This window comes from Planctobacterium sp. AWM4_229 (assembly GCF_056160305.1).
In genome coordinates, this window is the sequence record NZ_JBSWWX010000014.1 from 37,888 (window position 1) to 56,155 (window position 18,268).

Annotated in this window: 19 protein-coding genes; 6 read left to right on the forward strand and 13 right to left on the reverse strand. The window is 42.8% G+C overall.

The genetic code is table 11. From position 1 onward, the window contains the following. Positions 1 to 19: 19 nt before the first annotated feature. From ACXAGP_RS21540 to ACXAGP_RS21570, 7 genes are all read right to left on the reverse strand, one after another. Complete coding sequence (locus ACXAGP_RS21540; protein WP_475263834.1) at positions 20 to 487, reverse strand: very short patch repair endonuclease; 468 nt, start codon at positions 485 to 487, stop codon at positions 20 to 22. Between the two features lie 14 nt (positions 488 to 501). Next, positions 502 to 858: a hypothetical protein gene (locus ACXAGP_RS21545; protein WP_475263836.1), complete on the reverse strand. Its 357-nt coding sequence runs from the start codon at positions 856 to 858 to the stop codon at positions 502 to 504. A 532-nt stretch (positions 859 to 1,390) separates the two neighbouring features. Next, entirely contained in the window at positions 1,391 to 2,056 is a 666-nt protein-coding gene (locus ACXAGP_RS21550; protein ID WP_475263838.1) for a response regulator, read from the reverse strand. 111 nt (positions 2,057 to 2,167) lie between these two features. Further along, positions 2,168 to 3,403, reverse strand: coding sequence for a mechanosensitive ion channel family protein (locus ACXAGP_RS21555; protein ID WP_475263839.1), 1,236 nt, complete (start codon positions 3,401 to 3,403; stop codon positions 2,168 to 2,170). Beyond that, positions 3,400 to 4,287: an acyltransferase gene (locus tag ACXAGP_RS21560; protein ID WP_475263841.1), complete on the reverse strand. Its 888-nt coding sequence runs from the start codon at positions 4,285 to 4,287 to the stop codon at positions 3,400 to 3,402. The genes ACXAGP_RS21555 and ACXAGP_RS21560 overlap by 4 nt, the downstream gene beginning before the upstream one ends. Positions 4,288 to 4,291: 4 nt before the next feature. Beyond that, positions 4,292 to 5,182: an acyltransferase gene (locus tag ACXAGP_RS21565; RefSeq protein WP_475263842.1), complete on the reverse strand. Its 891-nt coding sequence runs from the start codon at positions 5,180 to 5,182 to the stop codon at positions 4,292 to 4,294. A 95-nt stretch (positions 5,183 to 5,277) separates the two neighbouring features. Further along, entirely contained in the window at positions 5,278 to 6,468 is a 1,191-nt protein-coding gene (locus ACXAGP_RS21570) for an Nramp family divalent metal transporter (RefSeq protein WP_475263843.1), read from the reverse strand. A gap of 151 nt (positions 6,469 to 6,619) precedes the next feature. On the opposite strand from ACXAGP_RS21570, the gene ACXAGP_RS21575 reads away from it, so the two are divergent. From ACXAGP_RS21575 to cydB, 4 genes are all read left to right on the forward strand, one after another. Then, complete coding sequence (locus ACXAGP_RS21575) at positions 6,620 to 7,309, forward strand: substrate-binding periplasmic protein (RefSeq protein ID WP_475263844.1); 690 nt, start codon at positions 6,620 to 6,622, stop codon at positions 7,307 to 7,309. A 142-nt stretch (positions 7,310 to 7,451) separates the two neighbouring features. Continuing rightward, positions 7,452 to 7,994, forward strand: coding sequence for a GbsR/MarR family transcriptional regulator (locus ACXAGP_RS21580; protein ID WP_475263845.1), 543 nt, complete (start codon positions 7,452 to 7,454; stop codon positions 7,992 to 7,994). Positions 7,995 to 8,017: 23 nt separating this feature from the next. Beyond that, on the forward strand, positions 8,018 to 9,382 hold the full coding sequence (locus ACXAGP_RS21585) for a cytochrome ubiquinol oxidase subunit I (protein ID WP_475263846.1): 1,365 nt from the start codon (positions 8,018 to 8,020) through the stop codon (positions 9,380 to 9,382). After that, the gene (cydB, locus tag ACXAGP_RS21590; RefSeq protein ID WP_475263847.1) at positions 9,379 to 10,377 is read left to right on the forward strand and encodes a cytochrome d ubiquinol oxidase subunit II; all 999 of its coding nucleotides are present in this window, start codon (positions 9,379 to 9,381) and stop codon (positions 10,375 to 10,377) included. The genes ACXAGP_RS21585 and cydB overlap by 4 nt, the downstream gene beginning before the upstream one ends. A 6-nt stretch (positions 10,378 to 10,383) precedes the next feature. Here cydB and ACXAGP_RS21595 read toward each other — a convergent pair whose 3' ends face one another. Then, positions 10,384 to 10,854, reverse strand: a complete 471-nt coding sequence (locus ACXAGP_RS21595; RefSeq protein ID WP_475263849.1) for a cupin domain-containing protein — start codon at positions 10,852 to 10,854, stop codon at positions 10,384 to 10,386. A 101-nt stretch (positions 10,855 to 10,955) separates the two neighbouring features. On the opposite strand from ACXAGP_RS21595, the gene ACXAGP_RS21600 reads away from it, so the two are divergent. After that, a complete protein-coding gene (locus ACXAGP_RS21600) occupies positions 10,956 to 11,528 on the forward strand; it encodes a MiaE family protein (RefSeq protein ID WP_475263850.1) in 573 nt (190 codons plus the stop codon). Positions 11,529 to 11,543: 15 nt separating this feature from the next. Here ACXAGP_RS21600 and ACXAGP_RS21605 read toward each other — a convergent pair whose 3' ends face one another. Both ACXAGP_RS21605 and ACXAGP_RS21610 read right to left on the reverse strand, forming a co-directional pair. Continuing rightward, positions 11,544 to 12,722, reverse strand: coding sequence for an O-fucosyltransferase family protein (locus tag ACXAGP_RS21605; protein WP_475263851.1), 1,179 nt, complete (start codon positions 12,720 to 12,722; stop codon positions 11,544 to 11,546). Between the two features lie 116 nt (positions 12,723 to 12,838). After that, complete coding sequence (locus ACXAGP_RS21610; RefSeq protein ID WP_475263852.1) at positions 12,839 to 14,080, reverse strand: nucleotide sugar dehydrogenase; 1,242 nt, start codon at positions 14,078 to 14,080, stop codon at positions 12,839 to 12,841. Between the two features lie 281 nt (positions 14,081 to 14,361). On the opposite strand from ACXAGP_RS21610, the gene ACXAGP_RS21615 reads away from it, so the two are divergent. Continuing rightward, positions 14,362 to 15,456, forward strand: a complete 1,095-nt coding sequence (locus ACXAGP_RS21615; protein WP_475263854.1) for a nodulation protein NodZ — start codon at positions 14,362 to 14,364, stop codon at positions 15,454 to 15,456. 203 nt (positions 15,457 to 15,659) lie between these two features. Here ACXAGP_RS21615 and ACXAGP_RS21620 read toward each other — a convergent pair whose 3' ends face one another. The 3 genes from ACXAGP_RS21620 to ACXAGP_RS21630 form a co-directional block, all read right to left on the reverse strand. After that, positions 15,660 to 16,529 (reverse strand): class I SAM-dependent methyltransferase, encoded by an 870-nt coding sequence (locus ACXAGP_RS21620; protein WP_475263855.1) that lies wholly within the window; start codon positions 16,527 to 16,529, stop codon positions 15,660 to 15,662. A 421-nt stretch (positions 16,530 to 16,950) separates the two neighbouring features. Further along, a complete protein-coding gene (locus ACXAGP_RS21625) occupies positions 16,951 to 17,973 on the reverse strand; it encodes a glycosyltransferase family 15 protein (RefSeq protein ID WP_475263857.1) in 1,023 nt (340 codons plus the stop codon). Between the two features lie 42 nt (positions 17,974 to 18,015). Next, positions 18,016 to 18,268 (reverse strand): hypothetical protein (locus ACXAGP_RS21630; RefSeq protein WP_475263858.1); only part of this gene is annotated, 253 nt, incomplete at its 5' end.

Consider the following 18,268-nt stretch of genomic DNA (forward strand, 5'->3'; position numbering starts at 1 on the left):
CGTTGGCTATATTTTTAATCTAATGCACATCAAAGCCGTGAGAGTTAATTTGAGCGGCGATTTGCAGTGATAGCAGAAACTCTTCGATACGCTCACACAATGCATCTTGCGCTAACTTTTGCCTGCCACGAACAGCACATTCCCAAATTATGAGTGTTCTGATTTTATCTTGCTTCATGGCATCAATATGTAATTTATCTCGTACCTGATTCGATTTTATTTTGGTTAACCAGAAGTCAGTGCGGGTTGCCGGTAGCTTGAACAGGTGGCAGTCATGGCCATGCCAAAAACAGCCATGCACCAGCACTGCCGTATTATATTCTGGCAGAAAGAAGTCCACCTTTGCTTTGCCTATTTTGGATTGCTTTTTGTAGCTGATTTGCAAATATCGCAAGGCTTCGGCAACCAACCTTTCAGCCTTAGTGTCCTTATTCTTCACCGCCGCCATACTTTTATGGCGTTGTTGCGGTGAGTGAACGTCTGTCATTAGATTACCTATGGCTACGGCTTGAGAAGCAGGTGGGTTATCTGGCAGTGCATGGGATCTTGTTCTCTGGCTTCTGGATTGGCTTTTGAAATTACAAAGCGCACTTCCACCGGCCGGTTGAGTTGCAGTGCCAATTTCACTAATTCAGGTCCTTGTCTATCCGTTTCGGCAAAAATTAGTGCAGGGCAGGTAGCACGCTCACTGGTACCTTTGAGGCTGATCCAGGTTTGGTATTGCTCTGGGTATTCAGCATGTTGCTGAGAATATACGGTTTTGATTAACCCTCTTCCGGATAATTCTGTGTAATCCCCTTGGGTAAAACCTGAAAAGCTGATTGATAAAAGTAAAAGGAAAGTTGTGAACCTTTGCATAATCGTCTCATCGATTGCTGTTTTTGTAGATTAACATTACTCAAGCAACTTGAATCAAAAGTGAATGAATCGGAAAGTTCGGCTGGTAATGTACATAATTCAATCAAAAAAATGGAGCTTAATATCTACTTCTGAAATGGAGATTCTGAAGGTATGTACTATTGTCAGTTCGAAGTACTAATTGGGGTTCCCTTTACACGCAGTAAGAGAAGTATTCAGATGACACAACAATGAGAGGTATCAGGGATGATACCTCAATCAATGCCAGTATAGGGATATACTGTCATTGATGGTTATTGTTGTGCTGAATACGACGATTACGCTTTGCGTGTCAAGGGCTGCGGAGGATTCTTAAGGAGTGCCGCAGGCAGCATTCCTTAAGGCGCTCCGGCGCCCCGGTAAAACAACATCAAAAGTTGAAACTTTAGATTACTCCGGTGGAATCCTTTTTAATGATAACCACCTACTGAATTAGGTGATTTAGCGCTTAAAACAAAAAAGGAGCCTTTCAGCTCCTCTAATTCTGCTCAGTTCAGGCTGGCAACCTGAATCGGTAGCCTGCGCCGTAAACGGATTCAATGATGTTTTCTTTGACACCCGAATCTTTCAGCTTTTTACGGATATTTTTGATGTGGCTGTCAATGGTACGGTCGGTGATATCGCCAACATTGCTATACACCATATCAATGATTTGCTGCCGGGAGTAAATGCGCTCCGGGTTTTTAAATAATAAGCGATAAAGGCTGAACTCCAGAGAAGTTAGCGGTATTTCATTACCTTTGTAAGAAACTTTGTGCTTATCGTCATCCAGGCTAAAAATGGAATAATAAACATGCTCAGAGGTCCGTCGCAGTATAGCTTGTACGCGCATTACCAGCTCTGGAGCGCTGAACGGTTTGCACATATAGTCATCTGCCCCTGCTTCCAGGCCGATCAGCCGATCTACTTCTTCGGATTTGCCTGTTAGCATGATAACCGGAATATTTGAAAACTCGCGAATTTCACTGCAACACTGTAAGCCATCTTTTCCGGGAATAACCAGGTCCATGATCACCAGGTCGGGTTTATTCTCCCGAACGTAATCCACAACATCATCACCTTTAACTATGTGGTGAGTTCTATAACCATTGGCTTCCAGAAAACGTTGTACTTGTAATGCGATGTCCGGATTGTCTTCAACTACGAGTATCTGCTGCATGTCATTTCATTTATTGTTAGAACCACATTCATTATGTCATTTATTGCATGACGTTCGAGGTTAAGATAATGATGAATTGTGCAAACAAAATGAAGAAATTTTTTACTAAGGTCAGACCACGGCAGACTGTAACTGAAAAGGCTTCAGGTTAAATTCTGGCAAAATAGCAATGCAGTGATCGAAGATATCGGATTGGATGCCTTCATAATTGACCCAGTTGGTATCATTGCTGAAGCAATAAATTTCTAAGGGTAATCCGGTAGGGCCGGGCGGTAATTGTCTGACTATCAGAGTCATATCCTGGCTGATTCGAGGGTGGTGTTTTAAATATGACTCTACGTATTTCCTGAAAATGCCGATATTTGTCATTTTATCTACATTTAAAGATTTTACAGGTGCTCGCTCGCTGGCATCGGTGTTGAGTTGTTCCTGTAATAACAATAAATCATCCCGTACCAATGGGATTTGCATCAGTTTTTCTTGCAGTTCATCATCGCAGAAGGTCACTGAGTCGATATCTATGTATATTGCACGTTTGATCCTGCGCCCACCGGACTCCTGCATACCACGCCAGTTTTTTAAAGATTCATTCATCAGGGCATAGGTGGGTATGGTGGAGATGGTTTTATCCCAGTTTCTCACTTTTACGGTGGTGAGGCCCACCGCCAAAACGGTGCCATCGGCATTATAGGCGGGCATTTCAATCCAATCGCCATTGGCGACAGTGCGATTGGCTACAATGTTTATGCCCGAAACAAAGCCAAGGATCGTATCTCGGAACAATAAGATAATAATCGCTGTCAGGGCACCTAACCCAGAAAGTAAAAGAGTTGGAGACTTATCTAGTAGTTGCGACACAATCAGTAAAATGGTGACAACAGACAAGATGAGCTTAGCCACTTGAATAAAGCCGTTTATCGGTATTCTGTTGGCGTATCTGGAATTATCGTAAATAGCCTGGATGCTGTTGAATACAGAAAAGATGGCTCTGACGATAACGACGATGAGGTAAATGGAGCTGAGTTTTGTCACCAGCACTAAACCCATGAATTCTTCGTGTAGAAAATAAGGGGCACTGAGGTGTAAACATATAGCTGGGGCGACATGGGCCAGCCGCTTAAAAAACTTGCACTGATGAAGTGTATTATTCCAATGGGGTTTATTGTTAAAAAGCAGGCCGGTAAGAGATGGATTGAACAAAAGCTTGGTGAGTCTCAGACTCAGCCACGCCATAACCACCATGATGGCAAGCATGGCTGCGGAAAATAATAAATCGGTAGGGGCCAAGGCGACTTGATAAGTTTCAAGCCACTGTGCCAGCAGCTCACCCAGGTGCGTTTTGTTCAAGCCTTGAGCTCCTCAAGTAATGCCGTGATTTTGGCATCTTTATTCTGCCAGTGTTGATTCAGGTTTTGCTGAAAACTGTCTCTAAATTCATCATCATTGAAATAGTCACCGATTAACTCTGGTTTAACTGGCAGTATGTCCACTTCGAATATGACCTGTTTAAGATTGCCACTTAGCATATCCATCATTATCACCCCTTTGCTTCCGGGGTAAATGAGTGTGACATCCAGAATATTGGTAAATAGCTCCCCCATCGCTGCAAAGGTGAAGGCAATACCACCTGCTTTGGGGGGTAAAAGGTGCTGGAATTTATTGCCTTTGGCTGCTTGTTTGGCCGGGGTGAAGCGCGTGCCTTCTACAAAGTTGATGATGGTGGTTGGTGCATCGCGATACTTCTCGCAATGCTTGCGAGTCGTTTCGATGTCTTTCCCCTTCAGATGAGGGTTCTTTTTGATAAAATCCTGGCTGTAGCGCTTCATAAAGGGCATTTCCAGCGCCCATGCGGCCACTCCAACGAAGGGTAACCAGATAAGTTCTTGCTTCAGGAAAAACTTAGGCGTGGGTATGCGCTCATGAGTGAAGGCAATTAGCAGAATGATATCCAGGTAGCTGAGATGATTTGCTACCACCAGGTACCAGCCATCGGGATCTAATTCACCATTGACTTTATAATCAATGTCAATTCGGTTAAAAAACTTGATCATGGCAACACTCATCACCCCAAATTGCGCAATGATCACTTTGAGTACAGCATCAATGGGAACTCTTAAACCTTGATTGCGGATCATAAATTTCAGTAGTCCGAAGGTAACAGCTAAGGTCGCCCAGAAAGCCAGGTTAAGCACCTGCAGACAAAAGTGAATTGGAAAAATAATGAGTCCCATAATTTTACTGAGCATCCTTGAGAGTATTTAGCTGCTGGTCTTTTTGTTGCCAACGTTGATTTAACCAGTGCTGAAAATGTTGTTTTTGTTGTGCGTTGTTAAAATAGTCTTGGGCAATAATACCTTGTTCCCGAAGTTCAACAATAGAGAGTGTTTCAACGCGAACCTGAATTCTTTTTACTCTGCCACATACGAAGTCCCAGTAGCTTGGTGTGCCATCCGGATAATAGATGGTGACATCCAGTAACAGATTTAGATTTTCTTTCATGGCTTCTAACACAAACGCCATGCCACCTGCTTTTGGTTTGAGCAAGTTGGCAAACTCAGACTGTTGTTTTTTGTGTTTTTGCTCTGTGATACGGGTGCCTTCGACGAAATTCATAACACTGACGGGTTTGAACTTAAATTTACGGCAGGCTTCTTGGGTGGCTTCCAGGTCTTTGCCGCGCATTTCTGGATGCTTTTCCAAAAATTTGCGGCTGTAGCGACGCATAAACGGAAAATCCAGTGCCCACCAGGCAAGACCCAGGAAAGGGACCCAGATCAGCTCTTGTTTCAGGAAAAATTTTAAGAAGGGGATTTTTCGATTGAAAACTCGCTGTAATACCAAGATATCCACCCAAGAGCGATGGTTAGCGATCACCAGATACCATTCTTTTAGATCAAGATCCTCTATCCCTTTCACATCCCACTGGGTATTGCTGAGAATATTCTGGTTTAAATTGTTGATACTGATCCAATTGGAAGCACAGCCATCAAGAATATAAGAAATAAAGGTTTGCCATGGTTTTATCGGTATTAGCTTCAGGAACGACAATCCGAAGATGGGAATAAACCAAAATACGGTGTTCACGAAATAAATCAGCACCGATATTGAGCCAATTATATTATGCATTTTTATCCACTCAGCGAGGCGAGGCCATATAATACCTATTTTTGTGACATAGCTAAAGGTCGGAGCAGTGTGCCACCAATGCCATTGTGTAAAGTTCAAAATAAAGAAATCAGTTTAAAAAAGCCCAACCCTGAAACAGTGAGCACTACTGCGGTACCTAAAAAGTTGTGCCACACTTTATTGCGGAATTGTCCTAAAAGATTGGCTTGGTTGCAAAACCATAACAAACAAACGGCAATCAATGGCAATAACAAACCGTTTGCGGCTTGAGCTAACATGATAATGGAAATCGGTTTTATGGCCAGAAAACACAGCGCGCTGCCGAACAGGATGATACTTAACCAGATAAACTTAAACAGTTTGCTGTCGGGGTCGGTGGGCTTGCCCAAGGCGCCACACAGGGCATAGCTGGTGGCTAAAGGCGCAGTGATGGCACTGGTAAGGCCTGCACAAAACAAGCCCAAGGCAAAAAATGCAGGGGCGTAATCCCCCAATAGCGGTCTGAGCTGTTCAGCAATGCTGTCCATTTGTGGTGCAATGGAAGAGCCAAACCAGGTGGCGGCTGAAGTTGATACAATCGCTAAGGTGACCAGTCCTCCGATGCTAATGGCCAGGGCGCTGTCTTTTTGAATGTGCTTGAGCCTGTCATGTGGCGAGCTATCCGGCTTATGCTTCGCCGCGAGGCTGGCATGCAAGAACAAGTTGTAGGGCACAACCGTAGTACCAATGAGTGCAATGGTGGTTAGTATGCTCGCATCTGGCAGTTGGGGAACAAACATACCACCAAACAGTTCAGCGTAGTCAACATCGGCAATTATAAAGGTTACCATGAACACCAAGCTCATGAGCATTACCAATATCGTTAACACCGTCTGCAGACTTTTAGTATTCCCATTGGCCAGAATCAGAGCTGCAATTGCACCTAATGCGAGGCTCCACAAGGGTAACTCGCCGCCTAAAAGGTTGTGCAACCCCATTGCTGCACCGGTCAGGTTTCCTGCTTCATAGGCTGCGTTGCCAATCCCGATTGCTGCGACAATCAAGCCAATTACAAACCACTTAAGCAGCGGAGACTCAAATTGCTGATTAAGTAATTCCGCCAGACCTTTATGGGTGATTACACCGAGTCGAGCCGCCATTTCCTGCAAAATGATGGTGGCGAGTACTGAAAATATTACCGCCCACAACAATGCATAGCCAAATTGCGCTCCCGCCACCGTGGCGGTTGTGACCGTACCCGGACCGATAAAAGCGGCTGCAATCAGAAAGCCTGGCCCCATTTTCATTGTCATTCTTCCCTTTAGTTCCCATTGCAAGGTGGCTCATGGTGAATCATTCCGAAGTAAAATCAAAGCTTGTTGTGACTATGTGTCTGGATTGGCGAAAATATAAGCAGCTTCTAAAATTAAGTTAGATCCCTAAACATCAGCTGCAGAAATGAGATATTGCTGGCTCTATTTCCTTTTACCCGGAGCAATGGCTTGTGAAGAGATATTGAATGTGGGCGCGGATCTCAATTGGCCGCCCTATTCTTACCTTAGCGAACAGGAGCCAATGGGTATTGATATTGAAGCGTCCAGAAGTGTGTTTGGCGCGCTGGATTATTGTTTGTTTTTTATTGATATGCCCTCAGCCAAGCGTGCCCAGGAGCAACTTAATCTGGGCCAAATAGACTTGTTGATGGCGGCGAGCTACAGTGATGAGCGCGCCAGAAACGGCTGGTTCAGTGAGGCCTATCGAAATGAAACTGTGGTGTTGTTTACGCATAAAAATAGCCTGATTAACGCGTTAAGCGTGGATGATGCTTTTGAGAAAGGCGGTACTTTTGCCGTTAATGCCGGAAGTTACATTGGCGAGGATTTTATCAGGCTCAGTCGTGCCTATCCTGAGCAGATAGTTTATCTGCCTTCAACCGAGCAGCGGCTATTAATGCTCAACAAGGGGCGCATCGACTTTGTGGTGGAAGACAAGGAGGCGGGCCACTATATTTCTCAAGCCAAAGGGTATGATCAGGTATTTGCAACAGAGCTGGTTGTGTATCAAAACCCTATCCATTTTATGTTTAGTCGTCAGCGCTTCTCTGTGGAACAGGTAAGCCAAATCAACCGCTTCCTGAAACAAAGATAGTCCTGTCTTTGCCCTTTACCAAACAAAAGTAAGTTCCCATTACTTTGCACTATGACTTTGCCAAAGCTCAAAGATTGTACTTGCAAAAAAAACGCATTGTTTTAAACTTTCAGAAAATATTGAAACTTTAGAAGGTTCTAAAATGACGCCGGTTGTCGAGTCTTTTGTTTTGCACTTTGGTGAAATGGGGAGTAAGTGGGGGTTTAATCGAACCGTTGGGCAAATGTATGCTTTGCTGGTTGTAAGTAAAGACCCACTTACGGCAAATCAGCTTGCAGAAGAACTCAATATATCTCGCGGCAATGTCTCCATGGGTATTAAAGAGTTACAGTCGTGGCAACTGATATCCACCCGACACATTCCCGGAGATCGCAAAGAGTATTACCAGGCATTAGGCAGTATCTGGGACATGGCCATGAAGGTCTTCGAAGAGCGCCGTAAGCGGGAAGTGGATCCAACCCTGTCTATGTTGCGGGGTGTCTTGCTGCAAAAGCCGGGTAACGAACAGGACGAATACGCTCAGCAAAAGCTACACGAAATCCATGACTTGCTGGAAACCGTGACTACCTGGTCTGCGGAATTACAAAGTATGAATCCCGAGAAACTCAATACTCTGATGAAGTTGGGGTCGGGAGTGGGCAAGGTTTTGGACTTCAAAGAAAAGGTTTTGAAAAAAAGTAGTTAGGTTTTTTAAAAGTGGAGCCTGTCATGTTGGATGTTGTTTTACTCTCTCGTGTCCAGTTTGCATTAAATATCAGTTTTCATATTCTGTTCCCCACAATCACCATCGCGCTCTGTTGGTTCTTGCTGTATTTCAAAGTTCGCTTTGATCTTTCAGGCCATCCTGTGTGGATGCGCATCTATCGATTTTGGGTGAAGGTATTTGCACTGACTTTCGCATTAGGTGTTGTTAGCGGTATCACCATGTCCTTTCAGTTTGGTACTAATTGGCCGGGTTATATGGAAACGGTGGGCAATATAGCCGGTCCACTGCTGGGTTATGAAGTGATGACAGCATTTTTTCTGGAAGCGACTTTTCTTGGGATTATGTTGTTCGGTATTCATCGAGTGCCACCATGGTTACATACGCTGTCCACATTGATGGTCGCTATAGGCACCACATTATCGGCTTTCTGGATCTTGGCGCTTAACAGCTGGATGCAAACCCCCGTAGGCTTTGAAATGCGCGATGGCGTAGCCCATGCTACGGATTGGTGGACAATTGTCTTTAACCCTTCTTTCCCATATCGCTTTTTCCATACATTACTGGCGTCTGCATTGACGGCAAGCTTTCTTATTATTGGTCTGTCCGCCTATCGAATTTTTCGCGGAGACAACAAATTGGCGCCTAAAATTGCCTTCAAAACGGCTATTGTTGCCGCACTCTTTTTAACGCCGATACAGATTTTTGTAGGCGATTTGCACGGCTTGAACACCTTTGAACATCAACCGCAAAAAGTCGCGGCCATGGAAGGCGTCTGGCAAACAGAAAAAGGTGCTCCCCTTTTGCTATTTGCTATTCCTGATGAACAGGCGCGTAAAAATCATTTTGAGGTGGCTATTCCCAATTTAGCCAGTTTGATTCTAACTCACGATCCGCAAGGGGAAATCCGGGGTTTGGATGAATTTAAAGGTGAGCATCCACCAGTGAAACCCGTATTTTATGGATTCAGAATTATGGTAGGGATAGGATTATTGATGCTGTTCACGGCAGTTGTGGGGAGTTATCTCATTTTGAAGAGAAAAGAGACCTCTCCAATATTTTTAAAATTGGCCATAGCCATGACGTTTTCCGGCTGGATAGCCACCCTGGCGGGTTGGTATGTTACCGAGATTGGTCGACAGCCTTGGCTGGTATCTGGCGTATTGACCACCCAACAGGCGGCCACTCAAATACCCTCAGGCAATGTACTTTTGTCACTGTGTTTGTATCTGATGGTTTATTTATTTTTATTGGTGGCCTATATACGCACTTTGTTTTTAATGTCGCGTCGCTCCGTGGAAATTGAGGAGATACAGCCTGAGGAGCGCCTCACAATAAGGACACAACAATTGGCAGGAGCAAAATCATGATCGCGGATACTTTATTACCTGACATTTTCGCCGGGCTAATGGCGCTGGCGATAGTGATGTATGCCATTCTAGATGGCTACGATTTGGGGGTGGGTATGCTGTTACCGGCAAAAAATGAGCACCACCGCGATATCATGATTGCATCAATTGGTCCTTTTTGGGATGCCAATGAAACCTGGTTAGTATTGGCAGTGGGACTGTTGCTCATCGCTTTTCCACAAGCACACAGCCTGATATTGGGAGAGCTGTATCTACCCATAGTTGTGATGTTAATTGGGCTGATATTACGTGGTGTGGCTTTCGATTTTCGAGCCAAGGTGCGCCAAGGCCGAAAAGAGTTATGGGATAAGTTGTTTAAACTTGGCTCTTACCTGGCTGCCGGTACACAGGGTTTTATGCTAGGCCTTTATGTTATGGGCTTTGAACACAGTCTGGTTGCCTATGGTTTTGCACTATTAAGTGCCGCGGGTGTTATTGCCGCCTTTCGTCTGATAGGTGCCTGTTGGTTAGTTATGCGTACCGAACATGAGTTGCAAAAAGAGTCGCTTGAATGGGCAAAAGAGACTTTATTTATTTGCGTGGCCGGCATTTTCACAGTATGTCTGGTGAATCCTTTAGCTAACCCTGCTATTTTCCATAAGTGGTTTTCTGGCGTTGGACTGATTATGCTGGCAATTATTCCAACCCTGGCCATTTTAAGTTTGGTATTGCTCGGGCGGGCTTTGAATTTCCGTCGCGTATTAGAGGATAAATACTGTATTAGACCATTTGCGCTGGTGGTATTGTTATTTTTAACCTGCTTTGCTGGACTGGCTTTTAGCTTTTACCCCTATGTTGTGCCCGGTAATATGACGATTCAAGCAACAGCCAGTGCCCCTGATTCATTGCGTTTTATTTTGATAGGCGCTCTGATTGTTATGCCTTGCATTTTGGCCTATACCGCCTTTTCCTATCGGGTATTTCGCGGCAAGGTAACGGAGCTGCGCTATTACTAGCGCAGCTTAAATAAAGCAGCGGTAGTTTTCCGAGTGTGCTCTAAACGCTTGTAAAACCACTTCGTCGTCTTGTAAAAATTGAAAGTCATTAAAGTCAAAACCCGGGGCGACAGTGCAGCCTACCAGAGTAAACTCTCCCGTGGATTCAGCTGCCTGATAGTGACCGCCGGGGATAACATGGTGATACTGGCCATTATCTCGACCTAAAAATATCTCATTACATTGATTGTTATGTAAATCCAGCAACCTCAATGGTGCTCCTTCGTAAAAGTGCCAGATTTCATCGTGGGCAACTTTGTGGAAGCGACTGATATCACCCTCGGTCAATAAAAAGTAGATTTGCGTTACGCTGTTACGAGTTTGTCCATTGACAGGTGAGGGGACTGTTGTTGAACAGCGATAAGTTTCTTTGTACCAACCACCTTCTGGGTGGGGTTTTAAATCGTATTTAGCAATGAGCTCTTCGCAACGGGACATGATTTTTAAACTTTAACTATCAAGGCTACTTACTGTAACTTTTGCTTTGTTTTTTGACCATGTATAATTGCGCCCTTTTTTCAATTGGGGTCCGTGCTGACATGTTTGAACTGAAATACAAAACGCCTTTTGCCTGGACAGAAGCGGTGTTAGCCGATTTTGATAGCTTTCTTATTGATCATGCTGCGGCAGAAAAAAAAGCATCGGGAATGGCCATGTCGATGCTGTCTCATTATCCGGATAAAGAAAAACTGGTAAAAGCCATGGTGAATTTGTCCATTGAAGAAATGACCCATTTTCGCCAGGTTATCAAAATCTTGTATGAGCGAGGTTTAAACCCAGGCTCCGATACCAAAGATGAATATGTAAATCAGTTTCGCCAGCATTTTCGCAAGGGGACGAGTGAGTACATGTTAGATCGCTTATTGATAGGCGGGATCATTGAAGCGCGGGGATGTGAGCGCTTTGGTTTGGTGTCGCAAGCGTTGCCAAAAGGACCGATGAAGAACTTTTACCACGCCATCGCTGAGTCTGAAGCGGATCATCAAGACTTATTTGTGGAACTTGCTTTAGAGTATTTCCCCAAAGGAGTGGTGGAGCAACGCCTTGATGAATTATTAGATGCCGAGGCGACTATTATCGCGACTATCCCTCATACGGCTGCATTGCACTAAATATTTTTCCTTGCTTTACCAGGCTTTTAGCTTTTTGAATAAGTACCTGATAGCACGCTGTATAAACATCACCAAAGGGCTGTAGTAGGGACGCATCCCGTATTGGAACTTTTGTAAAAGTGTTTGGCTGTTCCTGTTGCTATTTTCGGACAATAAGTTTCGGTTCTTGAGTAATTGCCAGGCGGGTTTGGTTTGGTGGTTTAGCCCGCCATTCCAGCCTTTTCCGTAGTCTTGCCCAAAAGCAAAACGTTTATTTACGGCGAGGTCCAAACTGGGGAGTTTTGGATTGATGTATAAGGCCAATTCACCGACAGCGGAAGCGCCTTTGATTAAGAAATGGCTATTTGACAAAAGCAATAGATCTATCAAAACATCTTCGCCCTTTTTGTATGGAGAGACATCTTTCAAATTGAACGGTACAACATCATTATCTGAACGGGCACTGTCGTATGCGACCACCAGACTACCGTAGCGCTCTTTAAAAACAGTTAAGAATTGTGCTTGATCGGTGGCTACGAATATTATTGGATTTGACTGCTCATTCAACCACTTATCTACGTGGTAGAAATACTCCGACGGCGCAACCGGGGGCGCGTACATTAAATCGGTACCTCGAATATGCAGGCCGAGGATTTGATGTCCGTTAAAGTGCTGAAGTTTAAATTGTTCGACTTTATTCTCTACGTGAGCTTTTACTCTAATGTATTGGGAATAGGTCTCATGCCCTTTTTTTCGCTGTTGTCGATACCATTTTTCAATATCCTTAGGCGGATTGTCCCGCCATTCTGCGAAAGTATAACTATAAATGCTGTCAGGGTGATGTTCGCAGATATGCAGCATTTCGGTATCTTCTAGATTGTATAAATCTTCTAATGTAAATGAGCTATTTGGGTCGTTACCTATTTCAGCAATACAATCAGAGTCAAAAGGAGGAATTAGGGGCTCAAAAAATTGATGCCACATGTTAGTGCCGTAATTCTCATCGTAATAGTGACTTTTACAGCGCGCTGTATAATTGACTATGGGCAATAGCTGATGGCGTTCGCAGTAGCGAATTTGGTTTAGGGTTTGCAGCAGCATTGCCCCAAATCCTGCCCCTTGCAAATGCATTTGAATCTCGTAAACCCCTTTGTACTTTTCAGACAGAGCAGCGTTTAAAAGGGAATTATTATCAGGATTGGATTCAGTGTTCACTTTAATATTCTATTTATGCCCTAATTGATCTTTGTGGTAGGAGTGACTTTGAACTACTCGACCTGTATGTCTGTTTTACGATTAAAAATGATTTATACAGGGACGCAAAAAAGGCTTTAGTCTTTACTACCCAATGAAACTACTTTAACACCTGACGTGTTTTCATCAATAATTCGCCACGGATCAATAACGACAGAACCTTTCGGAAAACTTATCGTCTCATATTCTGGGTGTCGGCACCCAATAAGAAAAACGTGAGGTTCTAATTTTGTTAAATCTATTTTTCGTTCTTCAACATAGTGATCATAAAGCTGCACCTCGTGACCTCTATCTTCCAAAATCGATTTTAGTAATAGTGCCGCGCTACCTGTGGTTATGTTGGTTTGAGGTTTATACGCATAACCTAAAATCGCTTTGGGCAAATCATGTGAACACAATAAATCAGCCAACCAAGCGGTTTGTTTTTCCCGCGCTTGCGTCATGCTGCTGAAAAGGTCGTAACTTAGTTCTAACTCGGAGGATAACCAAGACATTGCAATATTATCTCGTGGATGACAGCCGCCTCCATCACCCATACCGGCAGTCATATAAGCTGGGCTAATCAATCGATTGTTCGCCAACTTAAGTGTTTCAGTTACCTCATCAACATCAGCACTTGGGACTTTGTGGCAAATTTCCATCAGAGTGTTGGTAAACGCCAGTTTCATGCCGATAAATGTATTGTAGGCCACCTTGGTTAATTCGGCGCTTTCAATAGTCATACTACGAACAGGTGAGTCAGTAATTGTTTGGTAAAATTGCACCAGCTTATTTTTCGCACTTTCATCGTCACCGCCAATCAAAACAAATTCAGGGAATAGGAAATCTCGAATGGTAGTACCCATAGCGATAAAAGAAGGGTTATAGCAAATTTGCATTAACGGATTTTCTATCTGCTCAACGATTCTGGCTACAGTTCCGGGCAGAACTGTTGAAACGATAACGATCAGTTTTTGTGTTTTGATAGATGCTGAAACTTGAGATACAGCCTCTGTTAGATATTCATAAGAAAAATCTCTCGGGCTTTCCTTAATCGGTGTAATTCCCTCAAACATAGATTCGTGAGGCGTCTGTACAGCAACAAAAATGATCTCTGATTTTTCAACTAAATCATCTAGTTGAACAAATTTGATTTGCGATTTATTAAGGTCCTCATTGAGATCTAACTTGCTATCCAAACCGCGTTCTATTGTTTTACGAGGCTTTACATTCATTTTGTTTGGATCTGAGTCATAGCCTCGTACAATGTGCCCTTTGCTCTCTATAGCAATTGCTAAGGGTAATCCGAGTTTTCCAAGTCCAATAATCCCAATATTCATTTTATTATTCTTTACATTGATGATGTGATGCCAAGTCTAAACAAAAAGTTAAAAGCATTTCGGGGAGGCATTATTCTAATTAACGAAAGAAAAGCAAGGTGTTATTCATGCGCGCATACAAGGTATTGTGCCCGGAGTTGTATGATCTAGTCGTTTCGAATAAAGTGGCGAAATTAGATTACATGTTTTATTGCTGGTGGATATAAATTTAAATCACCTCATCTCTCTAATTCGTAGCTCTGCTATCCAACCTTCGTAATTAAGATGTCCTGCTTTAAATTATGAACAAAAAACTATCTCGCTATATAGAACAAGGGCGCTTCTCAAAGCACTCTCTCAGACGCTGGCTTCCGTTATTAAAAGATTACTATTTTTTAAAAAAAAGCAACGAAGAAATTCCGTGGACTCAAATAAAAGAACGGGCTAAACACGCTGCTTCAAGAATAGGCTCTGATTTCTTTTCAGCGACAAATGAGCATCAAAAGTATCTTGAGATTCGATTTGATTGCCATCCAGGATCTGCTTTTTTTGCTATTTATGTCATGGTTTTACAACAATTAAGATTTGCAGAATGTCACGGATTGATTCCGATTATCAACGTAGACTATCGCCACAATTACTACTTCGATACGGAAAAAAACATAAACTTCTGGGAGAACTATTTTGAGCCCATTGGAGACCGAAGCAGCAAAGAGTTAAAAGAGCTCCATAGCAATAATCCAAAGAGCGTGACCTTTTTAGATCCGGAACTTCAGAAAAGCTTATATTTAGGTGAAGGTGATGACATACCAACCGAATTTAATGAAAGAACTCAGCTTTGGTGGCAGCGACAACGCAGCATGGGGGCTGAGTTAACTGCAAAGTACGTCAGAATCAGGCCTGAAATATTGGATGAAATGGAACAATTTTACTCTAGCCACATGAAGGGGAAAAGGGTCATAGGAGTACACCTTCGGGGAACGGAAAAGCTGGTGAAGCACGACGGCACATTTCATGATACAGACCCCATCTTTCTGGTGATCAATCAACCTTCGGAGTATTTCCCTGTGGTAGACCGCTACTTGGCAGAATATCCAGATAGTTTGATATTCGTTGCCACCGATCAAGCTCAGTTTCTTGAGGAGTTTAAAGAGCGATATGGAGATAGAGTACTCTTCACCTCAGCCAATCGTTCAAGAGATGAACAAGGCGTTTTTCAACGCACGGGTAAAGGGTATCGATCGGGAGTAGAAGTTTTGGTTGATTGCCTGTTGTTGGCAAAATGTGACTTCCTGATTAAGTGCCAGTCGAATGTTGGGGAAGTGGCCGTATTTTTTAATCCGGAGATACAAGTGATTGACTTAACGTACCCAGCTGAATTGCAAATGGACCAATGAGGATTCAATTAAAAAAGCCTTTCGACACATTTATTAAAATGTGACTCTATATTTAAACGCTTTTTGAATGCCATTGAGGTTTTTAACTCAGTTATGCCTGTGGTTGATAATTGTTATATGCCAACTCCTTCTGACTACACTTAGCTTTTCAAGCATAACGGTCAGAATCGCACGGGCACCTGACTTTGTATGTGATCAGAAAACTACTTTTTGCATTTTGCTACCAGAAATATGCCGTGCTTTTGTTTTTTGGCTTTTTTCTCCAGAAAACTAATGACGAAATAAACAAAGAATGAATACAGTCGTTTGTGGAACTCGAAATTTTCACGTGGATTCTCTACAACTCTTCTGAACCATTTTTCAGAGAATTTACTGATAAAAATGGGTTCAATAACGACTTCGCGATAACCTATACGCACCAACAAATCGTGCAATTCTTTAGTTTCAAAGTACTTGGCCACATCAAAGGTTTTTTCATGTTTTTCACGCAAGCGCTTATCGAAATGGCTGAAACTGTCCACCGATACTATTAATTCTCCATCTTTTTTAAGTAGTTTATGAGTAAGCGCAAAGATCTCCAGATAATTCGGGATATGTTCTATTACTGAAAAGCTTACGATTTTGTCAAAACTTTCTTCTCTAAAATTTATGTTTTCAAGTCTGTTGCAATGAAATTCTGCATTCATTTTTGGAGACAGTTCAGACTTTTTTAATTCTGCGGCATCAATTAAATCTGGCAGGATATCTACTCCTACTACTTTTTGTACATAGCGTCCCACCATGAAAGTTAGTGAGCCTTCTCCACAGCCAATATCTAAGACGACATCCTCGTTACACAGTTCAACTTTTTTCATCATGTATTGAAACTCGTACATCTTAGGAGCCATAAATGAGTTAGCGTATTCAAAATAAAAGTGATAAGTATATGGATTTGGGTAGGCCCCCAAGAAATGCCAAAACTTCCTAAGAAATGAGTTTTTTGAGCTGGCGGTTCCGTGCTTTGTAACGTCGTAATAACCTAGCTTTGTTAGTATTTTTTTTATCAGTCGATATCTGGGAGCTTTCGATTGCATAGCTATTAATGGTTCATTTGTAACTATAAGACGACATATGCAACCATCATACTTTTAAATTACTAAGTTTACATGGGGAAGTTAGAACCAATGCAGCAAGTACCAGAAATGTTTGTATTTTGGGTATCAATGACAATGAGTTAAATTGAAGTGTTCAAAGCACCAGATGAGATATCTTGTTGAGTTATGGCAATTTATAGGGGGAGCCCCCCCTTTTAGTCTGGATACCTGACCTGTAATTGCTCTGTATCATATTGTAAATTCAGGGCACCCCGGTGGGACCTTTTATCCGTGCCTGGCATTTATGTGGCGCAATGAACTTTTATTATTAAAATAATCGCACAACTTAAGCGCTCCCAATAGTCAATGATACTGACTGGAATAGCTTCAATTAGAACGAATGAAAATCGATGCTGTGGTTTCAGTAAGTTTTATCAATGTCAAAAACCGCCTTGCCATAACGCTGTTCAAATGCTTTAACAGCAGTCGCTTTCTCATCCATATTACCACGCCATATACCGCCATATTTTAATTTACCTTTGAGAATCGTAGCGTGTTCGTATGTCCAGTCTTCAAACTTGTGTACTTTCTGTTTATCCATAAATATTTGTACAGCAGCGGACTGCAGTATTAAATCGTTCCAGCGATAGATATGATTAGCACCCATTTGATCGAAGTGATGCAAGAAATGCTGGACTTGCTCACTTTTCCAAAATGAAATTTTAGAAATGAAAAAATTGTTGAAATAACCCCAGTTGTCATAGGTCCCTGCCTTGCGCAGGCTATTCTTCATTAGAGGCCAACGATAGGACAGCAACTGGTAAAAGCCATTCAGCAGAGTATATTTCATACTTGATGGCCAGACATGGTCTGCGAAAAACGTTGGTGTTACCTTAAATTCGCTGATATATGAGTGAAGCGCTTCACTGAACCCTTCTGTTAATCTATGAGGTTCTTGTGAGTCAACGCGATAACCGTACTCAAGCTCATTGTCTTCCATGTAGGTGAATAGGTCGTAATCTATGGGAGAATGCAGAATGGAATCGTCGTCAAATCGGCATACCCAATCGAATCCTTGTGAGCTTAATATATCGAAAACCTGGAGCGTGTAAAAACGGCACATGTGGCGATGACCCAAACCCCATTCGCCATAGACCTTTCCCGCTGATGAAACCCAGACGTCAGGCACTTTTGACTTGTCCAGGAAATCGGGGATCTTAAATTCGATTTCCTGAAATGAAATTTCAGGTCGTCCCTTGGCGATGTCTACCTGGTCCTGATGACTAAAATCACCTTCGTGAAAAATAATAATGGATTGGCGAAATTTTTGATTATAGTTTTCGTACAGTTTGTCCAAGCTGATTTCCAACATACTACGAGAGTCTCTGCCCCATTGAGGGTCTTTTTGCGTATTTTGTGCCAGGTAAACGAAAGTGGGATTCATATTATGCGAGATCTCTATTTAGGTTGATTAAGCGAGTGAATACTAACTCTCTTTTAAAAAGGCTTGCCACTGTTGAAAGCGTATTTTCCGTCGACGTGTTAGCCGTTCTTGCAGTTTTTGCATTGCCCTTCGCAATGCTCGGGGAGTCACAGACATCCCGGCTATACGCGTTTTCCAATTTGGCCGGTGAGTATTGATATGACCCATATCAGGCTCACTGAGTAGTACCGTGCGAGCCAAGCTTGCTCCGTTGTGTATCAAGACATCACAGCGCCGTAACAATAAATAGTCCACG

Coding starts and splice junctions, on each gene's coding strand:
- ACXAGP_RS21625 (WP_475263857.1), bottom strand. CDS start 17,973: ATGAATCCCACTTTCGTTTACCTGGCACAAAATACGCAAAAAGACCCT.
- ACXAGP_RS21595 (WP_475263849.1), bottom strand. CDS start 10,854: ATGTCCCGTTGCGAAGAGCTCATTGCTAAATACGATTTAAAACCCCAC.
- ACXAGP_RS21560 (WP_475263841.1), bottom strand. CDS start 4,287: ATGGGACTCATTATTTTTCCAATTCACTTTTGTCTGCAGGTGCTTAAC.
- ACXAGP_RS21620 (WP_475263855.1), bottom strand. CDS start 16,529: ATGCAATCGAAAGCTCCCAGATATCGACTGATAAAAAAAATACTAACA.
- ACXAGP_RS21540 (WP_475263834.1), bottom strand. CDS start 487: ATGACAGACGTTCACTCACCGCAACAACGCCATAAAAGTATGGCGGCG.
- ACXAGP_RS21580 (WP_475263845.1), top strand. CDS start 7,452: ATGACGCCGGTTGTCGAGTCTTTTGTTTTGCACTTTGGTGAAATGGGG.
- ACXAGP_RS21615 (WP_475263854.1), top strand. CDS start 14,362: ATGAACAAAAAACTATCTCGCTATATAGAACAAGGGCGCTTCTCAAAG.
- ACXAGP_RS21570 (WP_475263843.1), bottom strand. CDS start 6,468: ATGAAAATGGGGCCAGGCTTTCTGATTGCAGCCGCTTTTATCGGTCCG.
- ACXAGP_RS21550 (WP_475263838.1), bottom strand. CDS start 2,056: ATGCAGCAGATACTCGTAGTTGAAGACAATCCGGACATCGCATTACAA.
- ACXAGP_RS21565 (WP_475263842.1), bottom strand. CDS start 5,182: ATGCATAATATAATTGGCTCAATATCGGTGCTGATTTATTTCGTGAAC.
- ACXAGP_RS21575 (WP_475263844.1), top strand. CDS start 6,620: ATGAGATATTGCTGGCTCTATTTCCTTTTACCCGGAGCAATGGCTTGT.
- ACXAGP_RS21610 (WP_475263852.1), bottom strand. CDS start 14,080: ATGAATATTGGGATTATTGGACTTGGAAAACTCGGATTACCCTTAGCA.
- cydB (WP_475263847.1), top strand. CDS start 9,379: ATGATCGCGGATACTTTATTACCTGACATTTTCGCCGGGCTAATGGCG.
- ACXAGP_RS21545 (WP_475263836.1), bottom strand. CDS start 858: ATGCAAAGGTTCACAACTTTCCTTTTACTTTTATCAATCAGCTTTTCA.
- ACXAGP_RS21585 (WP_475263846.1), top strand. CDS start 8,018: ATGTTGGATGTTGTTTTACTCTCTCGTGTCCAGTTTGCATTAAATATC.
- ACXAGP_RS21600 (WP_475263850.1), top strand. CDS start 10,956: ATGTTTGAACTGAAATACAAAACGCCTTTTGCCTGGACAGAAGCGGTG.